Annotated in this window: 21 protein-coding genes and 1 pseudogene; 7 read left to right on the forward strand and 15 right to left on the reverse strand. The window is 37.2% G+C overall.

Translation table 11 applies throughout. The annotated features are described in order from the left end of the window. Positions 1-144: 144 nt before the first annotated feature. Positions 145-1,254 carry a DNA polymerase IV gene (gene dinB / locus Q0505_RS14845; protein ID WP_299214402.1) on the reverse strand — a complete coding sequence of 370 codons (1,110 nt, stop codon included), beginning with the start codon at positions 1,252-1,254 and terminating at the stop codon, positions 145-147. A gap of 57 nt (positions 1,255-1,311) precedes the next feature. Here dinB and Q0505_RS14850 point away from each other — a divergent pair, with 57 nt between their 5' ends. The 5 genes and pseudogenes from Q0505_RS14850 to Q0505_RS14865 all read left to right on the forward strand — a co-directional run bounded on the left by Q0505_RS14850 (position 1,312) and on the right by Q0505_RS14865 (position 3,797). Beyond that, the gene (locus Q0505_RS14850) at positions 1,312-1,980 is read left to right on the forward strand and encodes an NAD(P)H-binding protein (RefSeq protein ID WP_299214405.1); all 669 of its coding nucleotides are present in this window, start codon (positions 1,312-1,314) and stop codon (positions 1,978-1,980) included. Next, complete coding sequence (locus Q0505_RS14855) at positions 1,964-2,353, forward strand: VOC family protein (protein ID WP_299214408.1); 390 nt, start codon at positions 1,964-1,966, stop codon at positions 2,351-2,353. The genes Q0505_RS14850 and Q0505_RS14855 overlap by 17 nt, the downstream gene beginning before the upstream one ends. Next, a pseudogene (locus Q0505_RS21450) lies at positions 2,343-2,621 on the forward strand (VOC family protein); the annotation flags it as partial. The gene Q0505_RS14855 and the pseudogene Q0505_RS21450, both read left to right, overlap by 11 nt. A 189-nt stretch (positions 2,622-2,810) precedes the next feature. Beyond that, a complete protein-coding gene (locus tag Q0505_RS14860; protein WP_299214624.1) occupies positions 2,811-3,287 on the forward strand; it encodes a CYTH domain-containing protein in 477 nt (158 codons plus the stop codon). Positions 3,288-3,299: 12 nt separating this feature from the next. Further along, positions 3,300-3,797: a YciI family protein gene (locus tag Q0505_RS14865; RefSeq protein ID WP_299214410.1), complete on the forward strand. Its 498-nt coding sequence runs from the start codon at positions 3,300-3,302 to the stop codon at positions 3,795-3,797. Positions 3,798-3,800: 3 nt separating this feature from the next. Here the strand turns inward: Q0505_RS14865 and Q0505_RS14870 are convergent, their stop codons facing one another. The 6 genes from Q0505_RS14870 to Q0505_RS14895 all read right to left on the reverse strand — a co-directional run bounded on the left by Q0505_RS14870 (position 3,801) and on the right by Q0505_RS14895 (position 14,510). After that, positions 3,801-4,265, reverse strand: a complete 465-nt coding sequence (locus Q0505_RS14870; protein ID WP_299214413.1) for an RES family NAD+ phosphorylase — start codon at positions 4,263-4,265, stop codon at positions 3,801-3,803. A 2-nt stretch (positions 4,266-4,267) separates the two neighbouring features. Further along, entirely contained in the window at positions 4,268-4,768 is a 501-nt protein-coding gene (locus Q0505_RS14875) for an antitoxin Xre/MbcA/ParS toxin-binding domain-containing protein (RefSeq protein WP_299214416.1), read from the reverse strand. 63 nt (positions 4,769-4,831) lie between these two features. Then, the gene (gene pbpC / locus Q0505_RS14880) at positions 4,832-7,174 is read right to left on the reverse strand and encodes a penicillin-binding protein 1C (RefSeq protein WP_299214419.1); all 2,343 of its coding nucleotides are present in this window, start codon (positions 7,172-7,174) and stop codon (positions 4,832-4,834) included. 283 nt (positions 7,175-7,457) lie between these two features. Beyond that, positions 7,458-13,055 (reverse strand): MG2 domain-containing protein, encoded by a 5,598-nt coding sequence (locus Q0505_RS14885; protein WP_299214422.1) that lies wholly within the window; start codon positions 13,053-13,055, stop codon positions 7,458-7,460. 301 nt (positions 13,056-13,356) lie between these two features. Beyond that, a complete protein-coding gene (locus tag Q0505_RS14890; protein WP_299214424.1) occupies positions 13,357-13,701 on the reverse strand; it encodes an antibiotic biosynthesis monooxygenase in 345 nt (114 codons plus the stop codon). A gap of 65 nt (positions 13,702-13,766) precedes the next feature. Next, positions 13,767-14,510, reverse strand: coding sequence for a T9SS type A sorting domain-containing protein (locus Q0505_RS14895; RefSeq protein WP_299214426.1), 744 nt, complete (start codon positions 14,508-14,510; stop codon positions 13,767-13,769). Between the two features lie 176 nt (positions 14,511-14,686). Here Q0505_RS14895 and Q0505_RS14900 point away from each other — a divergent pair, with 176 nt between their 5' ends. Then, positions 14,687-16,036, forward strand: a complete 1,350-nt coding sequence (locus tag Q0505_RS14900) for an alkaline phosphatase D family protein (protein WP_299214428.1) — start codon at positions 14,687-14,689, stop codon at positions 16,034-16,036. Between the two features lie 231 nt (positions 16,037-16,267). Here Q0505_RS14900 and Q0505_RS14905 read toward each other — a convergent pair whose 3' ends face one another. From Q0505_RS14905 to Q0505_RS14925, 5 genes are all read right to left on the reverse strand, one after another. Further along, complete coding sequence (locus tag Q0505_RS14905) at positions 16,268-17,761, reverse strand: carboxypeptidase-like regulatory domain-containing protein (protein ID WP_299214430.1); 1,494 nt, start codon at positions 17,759-17,761, stop codon at positions 16,268-16,270. A 218-nt stretch (positions 17,762-17,979) separates the two neighbouring features. Beyond that, positions 17,980-18,138 (reverse strand): hypothetical protein, encoded by a 159-nt coding sequence (locus Q0505_RS14910; protein WP_299214433.1) that lies wholly within the window; start codon positions 18,136-18,138, stop codon positions 17,980-17,982. A gap of 172 nt (positions 18,139-18,310) precedes the next feature. Continuing rightward, a complete protein-coding gene (locus tag Q0505_RS14915) occupies positions 18,311-18,937 on the reverse strand; it encodes a thiamine phosphate synthase (RefSeq protein WP_299214436.1) in 627 nt (208 codons plus the stop codon). Between the two features lie 293 nt (positions 18,938-19,230). Beyond that, positions 19,231-19,530 carry a thioredoxin gene (gene trxA / locus Q0505_RS14920; protein ID WP_299214439.1) on the reverse strand — a complete coding sequence of 100 codons (300 nt, stop codon included), beginning with the start codon at positions 19,528-19,530 and terminating at the stop codon, positions 19,231-19,233. Between the two features lie 453 nt (positions 19,531-19,983). Then, positions 19,984-20,259, reverse strand: coding sequence for a GIY-YIG nuclease family protein (locus tag Q0505_RS14925; protein ID WP_366519428.1), 276 nt, complete (start codon positions 20,257-20,259; stop codon positions 19,984-19,986). Positions 20,260-20,548: 289 nt separating this feature from the next. On the opposite strand from Q0505_RS14925, the gene Q0505_RS14930 reads away from it, so the two are divergent. Then, positions 20,549-20,836, forward strand: a complete 288-nt coding sequence (locus tag Q0505_RS14930; protein ID WP_299214444.1) for a DUF2188 domain-containing protein — start codon at positions 20,549-20,551, stop codon at positions 20,834-20,836. Between the two features lie 59 nt (positions 20,837-20,895). Here Q0505_RS14930 and Q0505_RS14935 read toward each other — a convergent pair whose 3' ends face one another. From Q0505_RS14935 to Q0505_RS14945, 3 genes are read right to left on the reverse strand one after another with little or no spacing between them, the layout of a single operon-like run. After that, positions 20,896-21,519: a hypothetical protein gene (locus Q0505_RS14935; RefSeq protein ID WP_299214447.1), complete on the reverse strand. Its 624-nt coding sequence runs from the start codon at positions 21,517-21,519 to the stop codon at positions 20,896-20,898. Next, positions 21,516-22,484, reverse strand: a complete 969-nt coding sequence (locus Q0505_RS14940; RefSeq protein WP_299214449.1) for a hypothetical protein — start codon at positions 22,482-22,484, stop codon at positions 21,516-21,518. The genes Q0505_RS14935 and Q0505_RS14940 overlap by 4 nt, the downstream gene beginning before the upstream one ends. Continuing rightward, entirely contained in the window at positions 22,481-24,709 is a 2,229-nt protein-coding gene (locus Q0505_RS14945; RefSeq protein WP_299214451.1) for an AAA family ATPase, read from the reverse strand. The genes Q0505_RS14940 and Q0505_RS14945 overlap by 4 nt, the downstream gene beginning before the upstream one ends. Between the last annotated feature and the right edge of the window lie 49 nt (positions 24,710-24,758).

A 24,758-nucleotide genomic window follows, 5' to 3' on the forward strand; every position in this document is an offset into this window, starting at 1 on the left:
ACATCTTGAAAAGTGGTTGTATACGCTTTCGCGAAATCCCTCTCTGCCTTTCAGGCATCTCTCCCAGAGGGAGAGAAAACTTTCTTTTAAAATAGCTACAACAAAAAATACCTCAAACTTCCCGCTCTTAACTCCCAGCATACCTTAAAACTCAAATCGCAATTGTACGTCAATTTCTTTTTCTTCAAGTGCTGTCTTAGCTTTCTTCTTGTCCTCCGTATTCAAATTAGACAATGAGATTCCCAATAACCGAACACTATCTTTCATCTTTTCTTGGTACAAAAGTTCTTTGGCTGTTTCTAGAATAACATCTTTGGTACGTACATAATAATCCAAGGTTTTACTGCGTGTTTGAAGTGTAAAGTCAGAATATTTAATCTTAAGCGTTACCGTTTTTCCTGCTACTTTACTTTTTGAAAGTCGTTTCTCCACCTCTTCTGCAATATGATCCAAACGTTCCATCATAAATATTTCTGAGGTAATATTTTCAGAAAAGGTACGCTCCGCAGCAAGTGATTTACGAATCCGGTTCGGTTTTACTTGACTGTATTGAATCCCTCTCACAATATCATAATAGTAGGCGCCACTTTTACCAAAATGTTGCTCCAGATATTCTTTAGATTTCTTCTTCATGTCCAGCCCTGTAAAAATCCCCTTCTGATACATTTTTTCAGCCGTCACTTTCCCAATACCATAAAACTTACGAATGTCTAATGTTTCTAAAAAAGCAACCACTTCTTCTGGCGGAATCGTTTTCTGTCCGTTGGGTTTATTGATATCGCTAGCGACTTTGGCAACAAACTTATTAATGCTTATCCCCGCCGAAGCATTGAGCCCTGTCTTTTCTTTGATTTTTTGACGTATCCACGTAGCAATTACCGTAGCACTGGGCATGCCTACTTTATTTTCGGTTACATCCAGATAGGCTTCGTCGAGTGATAACGGTTCTACAAGATCTGTAAATTCATGAAAAACCTCCCGTATTTGTTTGGACACCTCGTGGTATCTGGCAAAATCAGAGCGCACAAAAATAAGTTCTGGACATAATTTCCGAGCCAGCACCCCACTCATGGCGCTACGAACACCAAATTTACGTGCTTCATAACTTGCGGCACTCACCACGCCTCGATCGCCTCCACCACCTACAGCAATGGCTTTCCCTTGCAAACTAGGATCATCCAATTGCGCTACAGAGGCATAAAATGCATCCATATCTACATGAATAATCTTACGGATAGGGAGGGACGTTTCCATTACGTGCAAGGTACGGATTCGCCTAGAAGTTTTCAATAGATATTGTACATTTGAGATATGTCAAAAACAGCCATCATATTAGGAGCAACAGGACTTACAGGAGGACTCTTAACCGAACTTCTTATCAAAGATCCTACGTATTCAAAAATTAAGATTTTTACTAGAAGACCTACAGAGTTTTCCAGTCCTAAGATTGAAGAAATACTATGTGACTTACTGCATCTGGAAGCCGTCAAAGAAGACTTTACAGCAGATATTATTTTTTGTTGTATCGGCACTACAAAAGCTAAAACTCCAGATCGAGATCTTTATCATAAGATTGATTATGGCATTCCGATAGCAGCCGCACAACTCGCAAAAGAAAACAACATAGCTACTTTTATGGTCATATCTTCTATTGGCACTTCTGCTAAAAGTCCGTTTTTCTATGTCCGTACCAAAGGAGAAATGGAACGTGATCTTTTAAAAATAGAAATTCCTCACACCTACATCATGAAACCTGCTTTTATAAATGGACGTCCAGATGAAGATAGAAAAGGGGAGAAAACACTTAAACTCCTTATGCGAGTTATGGACTTCTTTATGGTAGGTCCTCTTAAAAAATATCACTCTACACAAGCTATGCAAATAGCCAAAGCCATGGCGTATCTAGGAATACACGGGTATCAGGATTCTACTATTGGTAATGCTCAAATTAAAGAACTAAGTAATGCCTATAGCGTTTGATCATATCACAGCTCCTTCAAGAAATCTGGATGCCTCTATCGTATTCTACACAAACATAGGGATGACGCTTATTGAAGTAGAACCCAAGCACCATGCGCATTTTGAAAATAAAGCACACAACACCATATTTACAGTATATTATAATACAAAAATACCTGAGGATGACGTGGTTATTTATTTTGAAGTAACTGATTTTGAGTTGTTGGAAGCCCGCTTTCGCGAAAGCGTATATTTTATTAAAACAACAATTCCTTCTTCATGGGGAGGTCACGAGCTTCACCTGAAAGATCCTGACGGAAATTATGTAATTTTATATCAAAGGAATCAGGCAAAAAATATCCCGCCTTGGCAAATCGAAACCCATGAATCTTAATCAAATTACCATTCCCTCTATAAACCTTACGCAATCCATCCGTTTTTACAAACGGTTAGGATTACACCTCATCGTTCATACCCATGAAAAATATGCTCGTTTTGAATGTCCAGATGGCGACAGCACCTTTTCTATTCATCAAGTAGAAGAGTTGCCTTCTGGTGAGGGTGTCATCGTCTATTTTGAAGTAGAGAGTCTAGATGAGAAAGTAGTAGCATTACAAGAACTCAACCTTCATGGAGATACAACTATCTTTGACCTATTACCGACAGATCAATCTTGGTTATGGAGAGAAGCGCGACTCAAAGACCCCGATGGGAATCGGCTTATTTTATATTACGCAGGAGATAATAGAAAGAATCCGCCGTGGCGAATAGGAGTTGAAGAGCAGAAGACTTTTGCCTTCTCAGAAATAGCAGCTAAAACTACAGAAGATTCCCATCTTCACGGGAATGACATTAATCCTCTAGAAATAGAACGTAAATTTTTAATTACTTCAGGTGCTTTTAAAAAAGAAGCTCAGACTTCCACACGAATCACGCAAGGATACCTCAGTACAGATCCCGAACGCACAGTACGTGTTCGCATAAAAGGAGACAAAGGTTTTCTCACGATAAAAGGAAAATCAAATGAGAGTGGTACAACACGTGTTGAAGTGGAAGAAGAGATCGCTTTCGCGAAAGCGCAAATCCTCCTTAAACTCTGCCTTCCTGGCATCATAGATAAAACCCGATATGAAGTCACTATTAAAAAACACATCTGGGAAATTGATGAATTTTATGGAGCTAATGCTGGACTTTTACTTGCAGAAATAGAACTTAGTAACGAACATGAGTCTTTTTCTAAACCCTCTTGGATCGGAGACGAAGTTACAGGAGATAAAAAATATTATAATTCTTATATTAGTAACCATCCATATACTTCATGGAAATAAAATAATAAACACATGAAAGCAATCATCACATACGTCTCACTTATCCTGTTATGCATTTCCTGTGCACAAACTGAAAATCAAAAAGAAATACAAACTGAAAAATCTTCGGCAGACAAAAAAAATTCAGTGGCTTCTCAAATAGCAAAATTAAAAGCAGATGGTTATCAGATTTTTGATTACGTAGATGAAAAAACAGGAGATACGGTAATTATGCAACAATACTTTATGGCTTTCTTAAAAAGTGGTCCTAATCGAAATCAATCAGAAGAAGAAGCTACAAAACTTCAAGAAGCACATCAAGCACATCTAGGTCGTATGTATGAATTAGGATATGCAGATATCTCAGGCCCTTTTGGTGATGATGGAGAATTACGTGGTATTACGGTGTATAATGTCCCTACACTCAAAATGGCAGATAGTCTAGCCAATCTAGATCCTATGATGAAATCGGGAAGACTTATTGTGGAAATCAAACCTTGGTGGGCTGGGAAAGGATATCCCCTACGATAAACCTTATACTTCTTTGAGTAACCGTTTATCAAATTCAATAGGAAGCTCATCTATAATCTTAACCATATAAAAATCAGGATGTTTTGGGTTTACAAGAATATTCTCATCTATAGGGTTAATAGCCGAGGGTACTTTTAGACATAAAAATTCAGACTGAGCGACAAACTGATCTCCTATATCCAATACTTTGGGATGTTCTGATCTATACATCCAGTCTTCTGGCAAATCATCTAAAGCAACACTCCCTATAGTCATAGTATCAGGAAATTCCAATACTGTAATTTTTAAATCTTTAGGGAATATATAGGGTGGAATATGAACTAGTTTTTCGAGGATAGCCAGAGAGCTATTACCCGCTGTGTAAAGTACTGAAGTCCCTCTACGATTCCATCTCCCTCCATAAAGACGCGCTCCTTCTCCAGATAAATCTTGTGCGTATTTCCCTTTTGTAATTCTATAAACACGCATACCTACACGACAATACCATGAGCCATCCTGTCTAATAACATCTCTACAGACTCTATACCATATTTTGTATCTAGCATAGACAAAGGCGTTTGGTTTTCAAAAGCATAATTTGGGATACTCAACCATTTTCTAAAACTTTCTTTACTTTCAAAAAAATCCCACCCTTTTTCAAATAAGATAGACACCTCAAGAATGCGTTCTGTTTGAGGTGTAGATAATCGTTTTTTATCTTTATGAATACGCTCTAGTGTGCGTTCGGAAATGTGAAGTAATTGCGCTAGTTCTTGTTTTGAAAAGTCAAAAGCTTCTACTGCAAGTAAAAATTTTGGATAGGATAATCCTTCTCTTGATACGTGAACTAATCGCAAGGTAGACCGATCATCCAATTGATCATCATGCCTTACTATTGCGGGTTCTGAAACCCCTGAAACATCAATATCACTACCCGAAACTAAGTTTTGAACAAGGCTTCCAGGAGTATTGTATATCATATCATCGTTCATGACATTTATAATTTTACACAAATATACATATTTTGTCGTAAATATAACGACACTTTTACAAATTTATGATTTTGAGATTTTAATTTGCTGTTTCAATTGGTTTCCTTCTGCGTCTACTACAGTAATTATATAGTCTCCTTCTTCTGGCAAAACAGCTAGTTCATGAAAGGTTTCCGTATCTCCTATAAAGGTATCATTCAGGTACCAAAATACCTTGGTGTCAGGATTACGATGTGCTAGTTTGAGAATAAGATCATTTCGTTTTCCATCAAAATCTTTAGGCAAAATAATATCCTCGTTCTTTTTTGGGTATATAAAAGACATCGGTTGCTCTCCTAAAATATCACAATCAGGATGCATTGGTGGTAATTCTCTATAATCAGGATGCTTGCTCGCATAGTAATATGCAATAGCAGGAGGTAGTACAAACCGCACTTCAGATTTCATTTGATCCAACTCATAACAGTCTGAATTTACACGATAGCTCCCAGAATTAGTTACATATATCTGTTTGTGATAGGAACAAGATGCATTGTGAATCCCTGCATCTGGAGTTAATATTGTTTTCGTTTGAGGACAATACACACTTGCTAAGGCACCACTTTTTGAACACACAATAACTTCTATAAGAGCATCATACGGTTTGGAAAACCAAGTTCCTTCATTAGGGAGCGTGCGCAATACATCAAAAAACAAAGGAGCCGCTGCTTGTATTCCTGTCACACCTGGTCTCCCTTCTCCATCTGCATTCCCTACCCAAACCCCGATGGCATATTGCGGTGTAACTCCCACAGCCCAAGCATCTTTAAAACCATAACTTGTCCCAGTTTTCCATGCAATGGGTTGTGCGTCTTCATAAAACTGCCAGTTCTCTTCTCCCGAAGGTCTATTTACTTCCCGCAAAGTTTCTAACGTATTGTAAATAGCACCTGCATCAAAAATAGGAGAATTAGCAAAAAGGTCTGGGTCAGCATTAGGGGTTTGAGGCGTATAGGAATATCCCTGAAAAGCGGTTTTGGTATATTCACTAGAAGTTGTTGTATAGGTATTTAAGGTATGTGCAAGTCCTGCATACGTTTTTGTCACCTCCCATAAACTACTCTCAGCCCCGCCTAAAATAAGAGAAAGCCCATAATAACTCGCCGACTTATCAATATGTGCGACTTCCATCTCTTGTAAATTATTGTAAAATTTATCTAATCCGTACCTACGCAGCATACGCACAGCGGGTACATTAAGAGATCGTGCCAAAGCAGTACTTACTGGCACGACCCCTTGAAATTCTTTATTAAAATTTTGAGGTTGATAGCCATTTATATATGTAGGAATATCAATCACCAAATTTTCTGGTAAAATATCTCCCGCATCCAGCATTCCTGCATATAGCAAGGGTTTCAAAATACTTCCCGTACTTCTAGGACGCATCACAATATCTACATCTTTTTGATGCATAGCTATTGTTGGTGCATTTCCCACATATCCTATTACCGTTTTTGTAGTAACATCCATCACAACGATAGCAAGATTATAAATCTCATTTTGTTGCAATTGTAAATGATGCTCTTGGGCTAATCTATTCAATTCTCTTTGTACATTACTTTGAATAGTGGTTTTTACTCGTTTTCCTTTATGTTCTTTTCGGATGCGTTCAGTGAGATGCGGTGCTGTTTGTGGTAATGGATACGGTTTTCCAGGGAGTTCTTCTAACAAAGCAAGCCGATAAGTACTTTCATCAATAATTCCTTTTTTCCAAAGCTTTTCTAAAAGTTGATTCCGCTTTCGCGAAAGCGTACGCTCATTCTTCCCCGGTCGCACCATCGACGGATTATTAGGAAGTACTGCAAGCGCCGCACTTTGACCCCAACTCAGCTGATGCGCAGGAAGCCTGAAATACCGCCAAGCGGCTGTTTCTAGACCTACAACATTTCCTCCAAAAGGGGCATAGGTAGCGTACATAGCAAGAATTTCATCTTTTGAATATTGCGTTTCCAGACGTGTTGCCTTTACAAGTTCTAAAAGTTTTTCAATGTAAGTTCGTTTACTATTTTTTCTTGAAAGTCTGATTACTTGCTGTGTTAGGGTACTTCCTCCTCGTCGTTTATCAGTAGTCATATTGCCGTAGATTGCTTTCCCCATCGCCACAGGATTAAATCCAGGATGTGTATAGAAATACTCATCTTCAAATAACAAAAGGCTCTGCTCAAACCGATACGGCACACTATCTAATGCTGGAAATCGCCATTGCCCATCATCAGCAATACGAGCACCTAACAACTCTCCAGTACTACTCTCTACCACCGTAGATGTGGGGTCTTTAAATAAAGTAGAAGGCAAACAAAATAACCAGTACAAAAACACCAACACAAAAACCGAAAGCTTGATTTTATGCTTTCTGAGCTTGGTCATTATATGTTGTATTTTAATATTCACTTTTACTATAAGCTATGTTTTCTGTTATATTTTAATCTCTTTCGTATGCAACTCTTCCGTCTATTCTTTCACTTTGTTTCAGAATAGCCACCTTCCCCTCGCAGAGGAAGGAGCGCCTAGGTTTATTATTTTATTCTAAACTCAGAAGCTATTTACTTCTAACTATCCTTCTATTTTTGAAGCTCTCCTCCTTGAAAGGGAGGAGTGGCATTCGCCCAAGCGAATGACGAGGTGGGCCAACCAGTAACTCAACTAACACCTACTTCTCAATCTCAACCCAAGCACCTTTAGTACGCGCATAATACGTATTATCATACATCGCTTCCACTTGTGTACCTGGTAAATAATACCTTCCTAGATATGATGCATTCAGACGTGCCGTAAAGGTTTTTGTAGATCCCTTACTCATATCAAAGTAAAAATTGACACGATCATCGCGTATATCTGTATATCTGGCGGCTCCTTCTGTACCACCAGCATCTTCTGTAAAACGGGTATTTACAATTTCCCATCCGCTTGGGAATATTTGCGTAAGTGCCACATTGTCTACAAAATCACGACTGTCATTACTAACACTAATTTTAGCCAAAAATTCTTCGCCTTGTCTCAGATTGGCAATGTCAATTTGATTCCCGTCTGTACCCACAAACCTAGTGGTCACCTTGAGCTTACTATTCCCTGACAACTCTTCGCCTAATGGTAATTTTCCACTTTGTACGACACGAACAAACACAACATTATCCTTCTTATTTTGAAGCATGATGGTATTAGCTCCTTCTTTGGTCTCCAAATCTCTCAATGCAATCGCTTGTTGGGTATCAATAGTCATTGCTTTTCCATCTTTGGTATAGTCCAATTGAATCGATTTACCTCCATTTTTAATGACCATTTTAGCCATTGCTAATAATGCATAACTCGTTTCCTGTGTACTCAACCATCGCTCTGATGATAGGGTTTTAGCGATAGAAATGGCTAGGTCTTTTTGTTTAGCATCTCCCATAGCAACCATCGTTTCTAACGCCATCGCACGATTACGGAATACAGATCCATACGTATGATAATTGCTTTTGTCTGGTTGAAAATCAATGTTTGCGGTAGCTATTAATTCTTGGGCGGCTTTAGTTTGCCCTGCCAGTGCATAGGCAGCAGCCAATCGCCATTTACTGTCGTTGCTTAAGTTTCTGCTTTCGCGCAAGCGGTTCATAGCGGCAAGATCAGGTTGTCCTGCTAGTGCCAAGGTGTATAAACGATAAGCTTGTGTCAGTGTGGTATTGTACGCACGTTGTCCTGATCGCCACTCACGTGCCGCTTTCTTTTGAAAACGTAACCAATTACTCATAAACGTAAGCGGTAATGCATACCCTTTTTTCTGAGCTTCGATCATAAAATGTCCTGCGTAGTTAGTGCCCCAAGCATCGGCAACAGTTTCTCCTTGCCAATAGCCTAGTCCGCCATCTGCATTTTGAAAATCTCCTAAACGTTCTATGCCTCGTTTGATGTTTTCTTGTGCTTTTCGTTTTTGCTCAAACGTCAAATCAAACACATCATCCATAAATAATTGTGGGAAAGCACCCGATGTGGTTTGCTCTACACAGCCATGCGGATAGCGTATCAAATACTGCATTCGCTTTGTGAAATCCATCGGAGGAAGGGTAGAAAACTCTATAGCTGATCCGTTTGAACTTGCCACCCCAAACGTTGAATAATCGATAGTTAAACTGCCCGATGCTGGCAACTCATAATCGGTTACTTTTTGTGTGATAGGGTTTGGATTTTCAACATCTATTTCTACTTGGTAGGTCGCACGTTCTCCGTTTCCTTCGGCGATGATTTCTATGGTTTGAATATCATTAACAGCGGTCACATCAAATTCAAAAGGAACAATTTGTTCGCCGACAGAGGCAAAGTTAATCGTCTTCGTAGTGCCTTGCGTTGCTTTAAATGCCTTCGATGTTTTAACGGTAATTTTTGCTTGTTTGATCTTAGACTCCATCGCAAAGACGGTGACGGGTAAGGTCACGTGTTCCCCCGGTGATAGCTTTCGCGGAAGCGAACCCAGCACCATTAAAGGTTTACGTACAGGCACCGTTTTTTCGGCAGCACCATAAGCAGATGCCGTGTGATCACCTGCCACTACCATCGCTCGTACAGAACCGACATAATTAGGCATCTGTAAGGTGTGGGTTTTAGTTTCATTTTCGCTTAAAGCGAAAGGACCTATATACGTCACTACAGGCTTAAAACGCTCTGCTTTTCTGTTTTTTGCAGCCGCCGCAGCATCACCCCCACCTATCGCGTAGATATTTCCTACACTTCCTGAATAGGCGCCAATCACATCATCAAACATATCAAAAGTCATCACTCCAAGCGCTTCTCTACTGTAAAAATGATCGTGAATCGCAGGGGTTTTATAGCGTGTCAAGTCTAGCAAACCATCGTCAACCACCGCAATGGTATACGTCATAGCTTTTTTATTAGCTTCGCTTACTTTGATGGTATAAGACTCCTCTGGTTTGAGTACGTCAGGCATGGTGATTTTAGGCGTGAGTATGGTATTTTGATCTTCTACCAATAATGGAATCACCCCATACAACCGAATAGGTAGATCGTTTTTAACTTGCTCATGAGCTTGTAATAAGGAGATATTAACATAGACATTGGGTGCCATTTCTGAGGTCACCGGAATTTTAAATTGTGTCTCTCCATTTTGTGCATCAACCCACCAACTATCCAAAACTTGAGTGCCATTTTCTAGGCTGACCAACGCACGCGAACTATCGCCAGACGGAAAGGTAATCGTAGCAACTTCTCCTACTTGATATTTTTCTTTATCAGAAGAGAACACCAACATTTTAGCGCTTTCTGAATCGCTTTGAAGTCCGCTCCAATTACGATAAAAATACGCAATACGTCCTGTGGCATGTCCGCTTTCTGGGTCTATCACCCTGATCAAATAACGCCCACTTTCATCTTCTGGAATATTGACCGTAAAACTGGTTCTTCCATTACTGCCTGTGGTGAGTTTAAAATCTTTTACGGGTGTATGTACCGTTCCTACTTCATAATTAGAGTAATTATCGCGACCGCGACTCCACCACCAGCGCCAGCTCATTTTAAATACTTTGACTTCCAAGGTTCTATTGCCTGTCGCTTTCCCTTTGGCATCAGTGGTCACGAGGTCAAACTCCGTATTGTCATCGGTAAAGTAACTACCATAAGCACGTCCTTTGGGAGATTGTAATCCTACAAAATGATCAAAAGGGGCAATGTCTTTGGTTACGACATCTAGCGAGAAATCGCCACCGCCTTCATAGGCTTTGGTCACAAAGGTTCCTTTAAGCATGCCTGGTGCCCGCTCACTGAGCGCTAATTTTTGATTGATTTTTGTACTGCCTTCTTCATTTAATTGTCCGTCAAGTACGGTCAATTCTACATCATCAAAACTGCGAATAGGATCAAAGAAGTTATAGTTTGGAAAGGTTTTAAAACCACTAGTAGAGCTTCGGATCGTAACATCCGATTTAATCTTGAGATTACGTGCGGGTGCTCCGTGTAACCAAGTCACTTTTGCGGTGCCTTCCAACGTACCACTCGCCTCTATGATATCATCTTCAAAGTCTAGGTTGACTTTTAAACGATTGGGTTTTATGGTTTCTACTTTGAGTGTTTTAGAAAAACTAGCTCCCCCCACACTAATGGTAGCATTCCAATTTCCAGTAGGATCTGTGGATGCCGTGGTAATGGGGAAATAATATACGTTATTAAGTGCTTTTTCTGTTTTTGATACGGTGTTTGCCGTGAGCACCTTACGATAGGTAAGTTTTCCTCTGGCGTCACTTACTTCTAACTTTACAGGATGGTCTTTGGGCAACGGATTGTTGGCATCATTCAGAACAAAGGAAAGATGAATACTATCGCCGGGACGGTGAACGCCTCGCTCTGTGTAGAGATATCCTTTTAATCCTTTTTGTAACTGTTTCCCAGAGATATCAAACTTGCTCATAGAAAGTGCATTCCCATCTTCTATTTTTAGATAGGCGTAGTTGGGGCCTTTTTGAGCAACTGCGAACACTGCATATCCTTTAGGAGATATGGTAGCAAGTCCTGTGGCATCTGTAGTCACCGTACCAATGGATTGTTTTTGATAATTGTACAGCGTAATTTTTGTATTGGCTTCTGGAGTGGTGGTCACGATATCGGTGGCGGCAAAATGATAGCCATTATCTTTTCCTCTTTTGACAATCAGGGCAAGATCCGAGCCTAGAATATTGCTCTGGATAAACCGATCTTCTTGGTAATAGGCGGGATGACAAGGGTTGTCTTCTTGTCGCCAATTATACACTTGATTTCGCCAGCGGTATATTCTGTTGTCCCAATATTGTTCTTCACGTTCGTCTTCATTGGTACTTTCTACCTCAGTAAAATCTTCATCGTAATAATCTTCTTCATAGTAGTCATCATAGGTATCTTCTTCTACTTCAGTACCATCGTCTACACATTCATAAGCAACATAGCTTTGTTTGTAACTAATTTCTACGCGATATAAAGCTCCTGGGTCTGCTTGAAATATGTTTGAAAGATCAATCCCATGTACACGCCACTGACTATCGGCCACATCTCCTGATGAGAAATTACCATCTTGTAGATTGATCGTTTTCTTTGTGATGCGTCTTCCTACTTGTTTTAATCCGTAGCTATTGTTACTATTTAGATTGTTTTCTTGTAAGTATTCTAAAACATTATTTTCATATATTTTGATAATTCGTACATCGACATGACTTAAATTAACGGCTTCAAAATAGAACGGTTGTGTTCCAGAATTGGGGAGAATAACACCATTGGTAATTGCACGAATGCCTGGTTTTAACTGCTCAAAAGAAACGGTCTCAGCAAATGGCATTTTTAGTTTATAGCCATCGGTACTTTTAATTCCTTGAAAAACTTCCACCAATGATTTCCCCACAATCTTATTTTCTGGATACACGTTCAGGACATTTCCATCGACTTCAAAACGCAAACTCCCTGCTCGCTGAATGGTAACTAACCCCTTAAAATTTTGTTTTTCTTCTAAGGGATCTGAGAAGTTGATCGCTAGCGAAGCATTTGCACCTAATGTCTGATTGATTTTTACAATTTTAAAATTATTTCGTCCAGGAATAAGCACCTCATTTTCGCCTTTCGTTTCCTCGGCACCAATGGCGTCTCCATCCCAGCTAACTTGAATCTTCGCATCCTCTATGTCTCTACGAATACTATCTATTTTAAACACGTGATAGCGAGCCGTTGTCTCTTCACTAAGCCATGTAATGGAAAGTGGTTTTCCATTTTGAGTTGCGTGCAAGAGTTGTTTTGCTTTCGCGAAAGCGATCACATCGGCACCCTCAATTTGACCTTCTAGGTATTGATACTCCCTGTCATACGATTGTAATGCGCGGAGGTCCACTTTAAAATCTGGGGTAATGGTTTTGAAACTAAAGGCAAAAGTGCGCATCTCTTTAGGCAAGTCATCGTAAAGTTTATCTAAGCTCACCTTCACCGAATATTCGGTGTCTGCCTCAAGAAGCGCATCAGGTACAAATTTTAAGGTACGTTGTCCAGAGACCGTCAACGTTCCTGAAGTTTTTGGAGTAATTTTTAAGATATCAGAAGGGATTTCTTGATCTACTTCAAACTGCGTTAACGCCTTTGCCACCTGCACGGTAATAGGATTTGCAATAGACTGCCTGCCACTTGTCGCATAAGAGATATACTCCTTGTATTTAAACAAATTATCAGTCGGTTGTTCATTGCCTTTTTTATCACAAGTGATGAAGAAAAGAGGTAAGACGACGGCGAGAAGAAGATGGATTTTACGCATAATGATGGTGTTAGGTAGCCTCTCTATCTCTTGCCCTAAAAGAGCCGAAACAGATAAAAAGGAATTCAAAATATGCTACTAAAGATAACAGATTTTAAATAGATGAATATGAAATTAATTTGATGCTTTTACAAGTTAAGATGGGTCAAATCAACCTATAAAAAAGTATAGAAAATCGAGTGGTTATAATGGTAACGCATTTGTTAAAATAGGTAGTATATCCATTTTAACATTTGGGATGGATTTAACATTTTCCCGCCTCTCCCTAACCTCTCCCAGAGGGAGATGGATTTTATTCTTTCTAGTGAAGTTTAGAAAAATAATACTCGCGTTCTACTTTACAGATGCGTACACTGTAGGATTCATACCAAGTAGTTTTTCCTGTGGTTTGAGCAGCTTGATGATCGGTTTCTGCTTTCCAACGGGCAATATCTTCTAGTGTTTTCCAGTAAGAAATAGTAATACCGATGTCGCTCCGAGCATGATCTATGCCTAAAAAACCTGGCATTTCTGTCGCTAGTTCTTCTAGGTGTTGTGCTGCCATGGCATAGCCACGGGTGACACTGGTTTGAGTACTTGTGAAAATAACAGCATAATACGGGATTTCCTGATCAAGAATTGTGAGCGGAGTATTTTGTGATGCCATACCTGATAATTATGATCTAAAAATACTCTTTTTTAAAAATGGAAGTTCAGGAAACTAACAAAAATCTACTTTTTAATAAATCGTTTTGTAGACACGATTCTATCCTGACTCTTTAATTGCACAAAATAGATTCCGGATGCCCAATGTTGGATCTGTAAAGGATTTGCTTCCAACGTCTTTTTTGAGGTTTGTACTTTTTGTTTGCCATTCACATCAAATACAGTAATCGTGTATGCTTCTGAGATTTGATGGGTTTCTATAAAAAGTTGGTCCTGAGCAGGATTTGGATAGACAGAAAAAGAAGGTTTTACAAAATCACTCGTAGATAATACCGTATTACCATAATCAGCAATATCCCCATTTGAAGCAATTACATGTAATGTTGCATTATTACCAAGAAATACGATACTATACTCAAATGGATCTGAAATTGAAGTCTCATAAAACGAAAAATATCTATTTTGAAAATTTTGATTCTCTGATGTGTCACAGTTTGCAAGGGTGGTCACATAATCATCTCCAAGCATAAATGTACTAAAATCTGATTCTTCAAAAATTACACTCGAAAAAAAAGAGTCACACACAGTTCCTAAAATTGAATAAGGTGTATCTGGATTATCATTGGTAGATTCTTCAAAAAGAAGCTTAATAAATTCTACTTCATTATTTGATTCAGGTACAAATTGTTCTCCATTTATTTCTAAAGAATATAATACCCATTCTCCCTCAAAAAGAAGAGGGTCTTGTGCAAGGATGCTTTGAGAGATCAAAAACGGCAGTATACCCAAAAACCATCTAAAATTTTTCATAATCCATTGTTTATAGCTCTAAAGTACTGCATTTTACATAAAACATCACGTTATCGTACTCTAAATTTTTCTTATTATAGCGATATTAATTTCTTACTTTTAACCTAGCTACCTTTAATACCCACATAACATGGGTATCCTTTCTTTTTAGGAACTTTGCACAAAATAGTATTCTTATGAACCGTACGATCCTCTCCTTTTTAGTTAGTGTTATTATTTCTGTATCCGTTTTCCTGTCTCCCGAGCAGGCAGGCGCGCAAGCAAATTTATTGCAATCAGGACCTATGGTGGGATATTCTGATTTTAGAGAAGTACTGATCTGGGTACAAACCAACGCTCCTGCCGATGTAAAAATTGGGTACTTCGCTCAAGGCGAAAAAGAACGATTTACACCTACCGTTTCCACCACAACCGCAAGAGATCATATCGCAAAATTATTTCCTAGTGAGGTCGATTACGGAACCATCTATACCTATAAATTGTATATCAATAATCAATACGTAGCACGTCCGTATCCCTTAGAATTTCAGACGCAAACCTTATGGCAGTATCGTACCGATCCGCCACCATTTAGTTTTGCTATTGGGTCTTGTTTTTACCGTAATGATCCTAGAGATGACCGTCCCGGAACACCCTACGGAGGAGAATATGATATTTTTAAAAGTATTGCTCAAAAAGACCCTGACTTCATGGTCTGGCTAGGAGATAATATTTATTTGCGTACCCCCGATTTCCAAACCGAACGTGGAGTTCGTTATCGTCATCGGGAATCACGAGCCACTACAGAACTACAGCCCTTATTAGGAAGTGTGCATCACTATGCGATTTGGGATGATCATGACTTTGGGCCAAATGACTCAGATCGGAGTTATGTGCACAAGAAAGTAACTGAAAAAGCTTTTAACGAGTATTGGGGGAATCCGAGTACGAATGCGACTGGAGAAGGCGGGATTACAGGGCAGTTTGTATGGAATGATGTCGAGTTTTTCCTGATGGATGATCGCTATCATCGTGCTCCTAATCGTAGTCTTGACATGAACAAAGACTACCTTGGAGAAGCACAACTCAACTGGCTTGTAGATGCTTTAACGGCAAGTCAAGCGTCTTTTAAAATAGTGTGTATTGGAGGGCAAACCATCAGTAATGCAGCCGTATATGAAAATATGGCAACCTATCCAGAAGCACGTAAACGTTTACTAGATCGTATCGCTGCCGAAAAAATAGAAGGCGTTGTTTTTATGAGTGGTGATCGTCATCATACAGAAATCTCCCGTTTAGAACGCCCCAATGCGTATCCGCTGATTGATATTACATGTTCACCTCTCACAGCGGGAATTCACAAAGCACGTGATGAAGGAAACACTTTGCAAGTAAAAGACAAAATCTACTACGAGCGTAACTTTGGAGTCGTCGCTGTTTCTGGTAAATATGGAGCACGTAACTTGCTTCTTACTATTTATGACCAACAAGGCAAAAAAGTATGGGATTATGGAATCTCACAAGAGGAATTGAAGTATAAAAGATAAATCCCTCACCTTTATACTCTCCTAGAGGGAGAGGAAATATGATTTACAGACTTTTAAGAAAACGGTAACTTCGATACAATTCCCATCATACCTTACAGCAACTATAAAAATCACTCAGCCACCTTCATTGCTTATATTCTACTATATTTTTCTGGGTACGCTTTCGCGAAAGCGAAAAAAAACTAAACCCCTTCTCCTTCTGGAAGAAGGCTAGGATGAGGGATCAGGAAATTACTCCACTACCTCAAACGCTTGAATCGCAGCATTAGGCTCCATAATAGTATAACCTGACCAGAAAGCAGGGTCATATTTGGATAAATACGTTGCTTTCACATTTTTGTTTTCTGGCGCAGCTTCATAGGCAGTACTTGAAATATCTTCTGAGTTAAAGACCACCATCTCGTATTTAGAAAGTGATGTTCCTTGCACGTCTAATGCAAGCGAAAGCTCATTTTGCTTACGACGCCCTTTGACATGCTTATTTTTTTCGATCACTTTTAACGGGCGATCTACACCAAAATAGTTTCCGTTTTCTAACTCCAAATACCGCGGACTATAACTTCCGCTGGTATTTTTTGTAAATAACATCTTTCCTCTGTAGACATCTTCCCCATACTTGATACCTAATAATCCAAACTTAAATAACGGTCGTACATTTGCAAATTCTAATCGTACAATGGCAAAATCACTGATGTTGACAAAAGCGGTTCCTTTAAAGTCTTTTTTGCCTTTCGGCGAAAAGTCAATAATATATACTGGCTCTTCATCGATAAACGTATAGTCTCTGATTTCAAACTCATACCGATTGGACTTTGTGAGAATATCAATCTTAGAATCTTCATTAAAAAAGAGTTGTGTGTACAGTTCTGAAATTCGATTTTTAATCTGTTCTTGGAAGTTTTGATCATCTGTATTTTCTACCTCCACCTTTACTTTATTAGCATCTTCATTGGCAGCGGTAATAGAATCTAATTGTACTTTGGTCCCAAAAAGCCCGGACTTGATTTTAAGATACGAATCTGGTTTTACATTTTCTTTAAAAATCGTTTCCAGACGTTCGCTGAGTCCGTCGACAGACACATCCTTGGATTTGTCATATAGCTCGGCGGCTTTATCTACATGAAATTTATGCTTGTTGTAATTCCCATAAAAATCACCTACCACTTCGCGATAATAGGAAGACTCTCGAGGAACGAGGGTTGCAATACTATCAATGAGTTCTTTATTGAGCTCTTCTATCGTGGATTTTTTAAATCCGAAATCTACTTTTTTCATGGTATTAAAATCCGATTGTCTGAAGAAAATTTTCTTTTTAGATAACTCCTGAACGTAGTAATTTTTATCCATATTTTCTTTCACCTTCTCAATTACTTCCTCGGCCGAAAGCGGATTACTAGAAAGGAAAACACCTTTTAATTCGAATGATTTTGGCGAAAGCCTTACCACGCTATCTGTAAGGGATGACATCCAGATCCCCTTACGTTCATAGCCCATTGATGAAATATAGACAGAATCTTTAATTTTTTTAAGTTGGTCTAAGTTAATGGTGAAAATTCCGTCTTCATTAGAAATGACACCTTGATTTTCTGAAAGTTCAATCGTCGCAAACGGAATAGGTTCTTGTGTTTTGCTATCAATAAGTCTCGCCGATACGGTTTGAGCGGTCAATCCTGATACAAGTAATCCTGTAAGGACGGTAATGATGTATTTTATAAGTGTGGTCATGTGTGGTTGTTTATTAGACTAGACGTTTGATTTTTACAAATAGTTGCCTTGCATCTTTTTTAATGACGATTTTATATAAGGAATGTTACTTGAGAATTTTGAAATTCGGGGCTTCGGTACAATTTCCGCTTACGTGAAAATCACTCAGCCACCTGTGGCTGTTACAAGAAAGGAATTTGGATTCCTTCTCCTAGAGGGAGAAGGCTAGGATGAGGGATTTACTCCTGCTCTTTTTGCGCTTTGATTTTTTCCTTGAGGATTTTTATACGAGCTTCGTGAGCGTCTTTTTTCTCGCGCTCCTTCTTTTTCTTTTGAGCCATCAGCTTAGAATGCTTGGCTTTATTTTTTGTGTTTTTAGGACTTCCTGCTTTTGCCATGAAGCAAAGATAGTAAAGATTAGTTCCCTCACCTTAATCCTCTCCCAAAGGGAGAGAAAACAAATTATTCTTATGACTTCAATTTCGTGAAAGCATTAAATGAAGTACATAAACTATTAAAATTCCTTCTCCCCTAGTGAGAAGGTTAGGATGAGGAATTCGCTTTACCGTTTCACTCTCCCTCTGGTCGTGAATCTCGCAAACTCGATTTCGCGAAAGCGGTTTGCATTTCAGTAAATGCCTTTACTGGATCGGGAGCACTCCAAACACCGCCTAGAGCACCAACTCCTTGAAAGCCTAATTTGATCGCTTCTGGAGTCGTCTGTGCATTGATACCGCCCATTCCTGCAATGAATTTTGGAATGTGACGCACATCAAAACCTCTGCCTTTCATATCACTTTTAGAAATGGCCGCAAACACCGGACTTAATAGATGATAAGCAAAATCTACAGATTGTGCGGCGAGATCTTCGGGTTCGTGATAGGAACTGCTGACAGCAAATTCTTTATCTGTAAAGAATTGAACATAAGTTGCCAGCGCATCTCCTTGTGCTCTCCATTTTCGTTCTTCCAAATGAATTCCTTTGATGGGAAACTCGGAGGTGAGTTCGTGATGAAAATTATGCGTCATGATGTATTGATAATACTGCGGATCTACTTGATCTAAATACGCACAATGCGCCTCTAGCGTTGCCTCTGGTTTTCTAAAATGAAAATGCTCCAAGCCTGCTTCAAAGAGTTTATGCAAGGTTTGAATTTCGGTAGTGCTAGTTTGTTCTGGTGATATGAGGAGGATCATAGTGTTTCTTTTCATTCCCTTGAAGAAGGGAATCTCATCGTAACGTAAAAATACACTTTAATCTACGTATGAGAAATTGGATTGGTTTTATATCCTTACTAAGATTCTCTCTTTTCTTTTTTTCATTGCCAAAAAAAGAAACAAAAAAGGCTAGGCTTGCGAAACCTTGTCTAAATGTATTGCTCCATTCCTGAATTTCCTAAACTCGCTACGCTCAGACAGTATGAAATTCTACGGAATGTCACTTCACATTCTACGACAACTTTTCGAGGCCGGCAACTTCTGTTTTGGTGTTAAGTATTCGTTGTTATAATCTGTTTCAACTGTTCTTTTTGCACCACCCCTGACTGTCGCCAGACTTGCTTGCCTTCTTTATATAAGATCATGGTAGGAACCCCTTTTACTTGGTATTTGGCAGCTAATGGTTGGTTTTTATCTACGTCTATCTTGACGATTTTGATAGCATCGCCTAGTTCTTCTTTTACTTGGTCTAAGATAGGTCCTAAGGTTTTACACGGCCCACACCAAGTAGCAAAAAAGTCGACTAAAACGGGAGTTTCTGAGTTGATGATTTGTGAGAAGGAGGATTTCATTTTTTTTGTTTACTATAAATTTACGAAAAACGAGGTTATTGACTGAATAAAAAGTGGCTTCGGTACAATTTCCGCTTTCGCGAAAATTACTCAGCCACCTGTGATTCGTTTTTAAATGCGGGGCTTCGATACAATCTCGATTTCATCGAGATCACTCAGCCGCCTTACATTGTGACACAGAAAGGTCATTGAGTGATCGCGCCATAGGCAGGATTGTATCGAAATGACCGAACTCGACACAATTTCTCATGCTTCGATACGGTAACTTCGATACAATTTCTCGTAGCTCAAAATCACTCAGTCACCTTGCGTTTTCTTTCAAAATCGGGGCTTCGGTACAATCTCGATTTCATCGAGATCACTCAGCCGCCTTACATTGTTACAAGGATAGGACATTGAGTGATTTTAAAATCCTGAAAAAGGATTTTAAAATAGTATCGAAATGCCGGATTACTATTTCTTAAATACTTTTTTAGCAAGATGTGATAAAAGTGCTACTTCTCCATTCATCAATGCCTCTTTTTTCTTTCGACTCCATCCTTGTACTTGTTTTTCTCGATAAAAAGCATGGTCAATACGGTCATATTCCTCATAATATAATAGTGATACGGGAAGTCGCTTTTTGGTATGTATTGCTCCATTTCCTTGTTGATGTTCTTCAAATCTGCGCTCTATATATTTTGTGCTACCTGTATAATACGTATTGTCATTACATTTAAGAATATACATATAGCCTTTTATCATGATTTAAATATAACGATTATTGAGTCGGGGCTTCGATACAATTTTATAATTGCCTTTTCGGCAATTATAAAATCACTCAGCCGCCTTTGACTCGTTTATTTATGAGCTTCAGCGAAAGCAAAAACCACTCAGCCGCCTTACTATATTCTAAACATAGGACATTGAGTGATTTTAAAATCCTGAAAAAGGATTTTAAAATAGTACCGAAATGCCGGATTACTAAAAAATAAAATTCTAATATATTAGTATATTGACCATCTATAACTAACACACCATGCCTAAAGATAAATCCTGGAAACAACTCATTTTAGATCTCGCAAAGGCGATCTTTGAAAGTGCTCGTGGTAAAACATCAAGATCAAGAACTTGGCATCAACATGTCGTGCCTTATGAAGAGGGTTGGGCGGTACGTCGTGAAGGGAATAAACGAATCACGTCTAAACATCGCAAACAAAGTACGGCCATTACCAAAGCCAAAAGCATCGCCAAAAAACGGAATGCTGATGTGATTATCCATCGTGCGAGTGGCGGTATTCGAGAGCGTATTAATTATAGGGATTAGAGTAGAACTTGGATAATAGTTTAGTTTGGAAGAAGAATCATAAAGTGTCGACAATCATTTTATAAATCAAAACCCACTTGCCAAAAATACATATCTATTAATTTCATAATTGGATATTGAGGATATAGTGTTTGTATCTCTTTAAGTTCCTCATTATGAATACCTACATAATCAAATAGTGAATTTATACTTTTTTCTTTTAAGTTTTTAAATTCTTGATCACTTTTTTTTACACCTTTTATAAAAAGCCTGTCAAAGGCTGGGAGACACCCTAACGTTCCTAAAAGTATTTTGCTTATTAGTGTATCTGTAGATGTAATATTTCTTGATTTATTTTTTGAAGTTATGTATTGAAATGACTCATAATATTCCTTAAGGTGTTTAATAATTTCCACTATTTCTGTAATACAAGAAACATCTACTTCATTGTTTTTCGAACACCTTAACTCAGGATATTTGCCTATAATTTCAACAGTCTCAATATGGATTTTGTAATCTTTCTGAAGTAATCCACTAGAGCCACGATACATACCCCAACTAGCAAGATAAAACCCAAGGTGTAATGCCAAAATGTCCTTACTTAACTTAGTATTTCCAAAAGCTACATAACAATGATTCCAAGAGTTATAACGCTGAAATTCTTGATTATTATTGTCTATATATTTTTGAATTATTTCTTTCAAATTAAATCCAAATCTTTAGCGACATCCATCATTAATTTACTCATAGGTCTTTTATGTAAATCTTTTTCTTCGATATAATTTCCTATTAAAGCTCTCTTAAATAATTCAGGATTTAATGATAGTTCTTGAAAATTAGATTTCAATATTTTTAAATAAGATCTATTATACATTTGAGCCTTAACAAATAACTCTTCAATTACATCTTTTTGAGTTTCATACAATCCTTCAATGTGAAAAACATCTTTAAATGTTTTTGCATCTTTATTCTTATATTCTGGTTCTATAAAAGCTATCTTGATATCTCTCTCTTTTTTTGTGAGTAAGTAATTTGCCTTTGAATATGGTGTTAGTTTAAACTCATAATCAGATTTAAGAGTTTCAGAGACTACATCCGTATATAGATTAAATTCGATAACCTCATTACTCTTTGCCCTGTTACAAGAAGTACAAGAAGGATACAGATTAAACAAACAAATACTTAAAAAAGGATATTCATCTTTAGAGTGATAGTGATCTACATCAAACTTAGCTGAATATTCTCCTTTAGACTTTATAGCTGTTATTGTAAGTTGAGAGTTACAATACACACAGGCTTTTATACCAATATCTTTAAAATATTCAGGATAAAAAGAATCTCTTAAAGCTTTATAACCTAATTTATCTAAAACTGCATTTTTTATTGAGCTTTTAACTTTTTTTGGCCTGCCTTTATATAGTTTTTCAATGAGTGGAACTTCTCCTATCTTATCTTTCTCATTATTCAATTTAGTAGAGTCCCAAAGTAATATATCTGTATTATCGTTAAATAAAGATATAATACTCTCTAAATATACTTTATCATCTCCATCATCTATCTCATTATTTAAAGTCTTCAATTTCTTAATAGCTTTCTCCCTTTGCTTTTTTATATCATCTGAGAAAATGACTTGAATAGCTTTTACTTTATTTTGATCAATAGCTATCATTTCTCTATTAAGTTTTTAAGTCTTCCTATTTGCTCTTTTATAAATTCTTCTTTTTTTGACTTATATGCCTCAACATACAATTCCATTAAACTCATTGATAATAAAGGTTCTCCAATAGTTTCAATAATACTTTTACAATAATCTTGGTCATAATTCTTTTCGTAAAGAGGATGTAAATCTCTTAATTTTGAAGTAATATCATTCAGCTGGTCTTTTAACTTTATTTTATCTGAATCTTTAGTGGAGCTCTTTAAAAGTTTTTCTTTTTCAAGTTTTTCATTAGTTAAGATTGCATATTGTAATGAATCAACTACTCTCTTTATCTCAATTTTAGCAAACTCACCCATAAATCCATTTTCTAAAAAGAAATCATTTGCCAATAAGTCATGTATGTTAGCTCCAAATGTTTGTTGTGTAATTGTTTGAACTGCTCCATTATTTAGTCTTAAAATATTTGAAGAAGGGATATCTGATAGAATAAAAGGAGAATGGGTCGCTATTAACACATTAATGGACTTAATATTTCCTTTAAAATATTTCCTTAATTGATCAATACCTTTAAGTAATCTATTAACAAAATGCCGTTGCATTTCTGGATGAAAGTATAACTCAATCTCATCTAACATAATATTAATATTATTATACTTACCTAAGATTGTAGACTTTTTAATTGAGGAAACATTACGAAGATGATACATTATAGTATGTATAGAATATATCTGCTGTTTTTCTCCCGAACTTAAATTCTCAAATGTATCGTTTGGTTTCTCAGAAAAATGAAAATCATAATCAAAAACTGGAGGAGGTAAAAAATTAATTTGCTCAAGTGGCTCTTCTACTTGATTAGAATATACACCATCTCTCAAGCTATCTTTCTCATTTATTATATTTATCACAATGTCAGGGTCTTCTCTAAATGAATATCCATCCATTCCCTCTCCATATGCATCTTTAATTAGCTCTGGCTTATGTTCTTCACATTTAGTTTTTATGAAATTATCATGATTAATAAAATGAATAACTTGTTTCAATTTATAAGTAACATGACTATCATAGCTTTCTATTTTTTTTAGATTTAATTCATAATCATCTTCATTAAAAATTTTAGGATAATTTTTAACTATACGACTAGTCTTATATAATAGATAACCATATACTTCCTTCTCTATCCAAGAGCACAATTCATATTCTTTTAATTTAAATATTTCTTGATGCTGAGTGATTTCATACTTAAGCCTTTCATTAACATTATCGTACGCAGCATCTATTAAAGTAATATCTAAAAGCAAATCCTGTAACCCTTTAAATCTGGTCTTATAATTATCATATTTATACTTAAAAACAATTTTTTTTATTTTTTTATAATTAAATAAAGGATCGTTTTCATCAGTACTGTTACTCATAATATCCATAGTATTTACTAACAGCCTTGCCTTTTGCAGCCCTCTTTCATTATCAATATCAATAGATCCTTCTTCTCTTTTCGGATTGATTACTAATGGAGTTTGATACCCATCATTTTTATGAAAAATACTTTCAAGCCATACTCCCATATCTACAGTATTTAATGAGTGTATGGAGTAATTTAAAGCAATAGTATAAAAAGGAGTACGTCCTAGATATTCATAAGGTTCGAACTTACCATCATTTAACCTTTCTATCCGATACCAGTTTATAGCATCCTTGAGATTTGTATCTATAAAAAATTTATAAATGTTTTTATCTATTTTATAGAATATCTCTAAATGTACTCTTTCCTTATTAAATAGTTTTACACCTCTAAAAAATCGTTGTATACGACCATCAGCGTGCACTTTATTTCTCTCTAAGATTGTATTAAAAGTGTAACTAGGCTCTATATCAATACCAGGTTCTTCTACATTTTTTTTATGTTGAATAATATTCTTATAATCCCATAAATAAATAGCTAGAAAAAATAATTCTATCAGTGTACTTTTTCCGCTTCCGTTCTTTCCTACAATAGCCGAGATATGAATTTTCAGGTCGTCATTACTAGAAAAAATATCAATTTCATTTTCAGGTTTTTTTATCTTAAAAATGCGATCATTAATATTTTGATTTGAATGTGATATCTCATTGTCTTCCTCATCTAAAAAAATATAATCTCCATAAAATTTATAGACCTCCCCCTCCTGTAAATTCTTCCTAAACCTATCCGCACATCCCTTTAAAGGACGTATCCCCAACAACTTAAACCTACCCATATTAAAAACTTACATTAGCAAAATTCATCCCTATCTCCTTAAAAATCAT

The sequence above is a fragment of the uncultured Dokdonia sp. genome (assembly GCF_937910895.1).
In the GTDB taxonomy this organism is placed as follows: domain Bacteria; phylum Bacteroidota; class Bacteroidia; order Flavobacteriales; family Flavobacteriaceae; genus Dokdonia.

What these genes read in the sequence shown, in the direction of transcription:
- dinB (WP_299214402.1), bottom strand. Translation starts at nt 1,254, where the DNA reads ATGGAAACGTCCCTCCCTATCCGTAAGATTATTCATGTAGATATGGAT.
- Q0505_RS14850 (WP_299214405.1), top strand. Translation starts at nt 1,312, where the DNA reads ATGTCAAAAACAGCCATCATATTAGGAGCAACAGGACTTACAGGAGGA.
- Q0505_RS14855 (WP_299214408.1), top strand. Translation starts at nt 1,964, where the DNA reads ATGCCTATAGCGTTTGATCATATCACAGCTCCTTCAAGAAATCTGGAT.
- Q0505_RS14865 (WP_299214410.1), top strand. Translation starts at nt 3,300, where the DNA reads ATGAAAGCAATCATCACATACGTCTCACTTATCCTGTTATGCATTTCC.
- Q0505_RS14870 (WP_299214413.1), bottom strand. Translation starts at nt 4,265, where the DNA reads ATGCGTGTTTATAGAATTACAAAAGGGAAATACGCACAAGATTTATCT.
- Q0505_RS14875 (WP_299214416.1), bottom strand. Translation starts at nt 4,768, where the DNA reads ATGAACGATGATATGATATACAATACTCCTGGAAGCCTTGTTCAAAAC.
- pbpC (WP_299214419.1), bottom strand. Translation starts at nt 7,174, where the DNA reads ATGACCAAGCTCAGAAAGCATAAAATCAAGCTTTCGGTTTTTGTGTTG.
- Q0505_RS14885 (WP_299214422.1), bottom strand. Translation starts at nt 13,055, where the DNA reads ATGCGTAAAATCCATCTTCTTCTCGCCGTCGTCTTACCTCTTTTCTTC.
- Q0505_RS14890 (WP_299214424.1), bottom strand. Translation starts at nt 13,701, where the DNA reads ATGGCATCACAAAATACTCCGCTCACAATTCTTGATCAGGAAATCCCG.
- Q0505_RS14895 (WP_299214426.1), bottom strand. Translation starts at nt 14,510, where the DNA reads ATGAAAAATTTTAGATGGTTTTTGGGTATACTGCCGTTTTTGATCTCT.
- Q0505_RS14900 (WP_299214428.1), top strand. Translation starts at nt 14,687, where the DNA reads ATGAACCGTACGATCCTCTCCTTTTTAGTTAGTGTTATTATTTCTGTA.
- Q0505_RS14905 (WP_299214430.1), bottom strand. Translation starts at nt 17,761, where the DNA reads ATGACCACACTTATAAAATACATCATTACCGTCCTTACAGGATTACTT.
- Q0505_RS14910 (WP_299214433.1), bottom strand. Translation starts at nt 18,138, where the DNA reads ATGGCAAAAGCAGGAAGTCCTAAAAACACAAAAAATAAAGCCAAGCAT.
- Q0505_RS14915 (WP_299214436.1), bottom strand. Translation starts at nt 18,937, where the DNA reads ATGATCCTCCTCATATCACCAGAACAAACTAGCACTACCGAAATTCAA.
- trxA (WP_299214439.1), bottom strand. Translation starts at nt 19,530, where the DNA reads ATGAAATCCTCCTTCTCACAAATCATCAACTCAGAAACTCCCGTTTTA.
- Q0505_RS14925 (WP_366519428.1), bottom strand. Translation starts at nt 20,259, where the DNA reads ATGTATATTCTTAAATGTAATGACAATACGTATTATACAGGTAGCACA.
- Q0505_RS14930 (WP_299214444.1), top strand. Translation starts at nt 20,549, where the DNA reads ATGCCTAAAGATAAATCCTGGAAACAACTCATTTTAGATCTCGCAAAG.
- Q0505_RS14940 (WP_299214449.1), bottom strand. Translation starts at nt 22,484, where the DNA reads ATGATAGCTATTGATCAAAATAAAGTAAAAGCTATTCAAGTCATTTTC.
- Q0505_RS14945 (WP_299214451.1), bottom strand. Translation starts at nt 24,709, where the DNA reads ATGGGTAGGTTTAAGTTGTTGGGGATACGTCCTTTAAAGGGATGTGCG.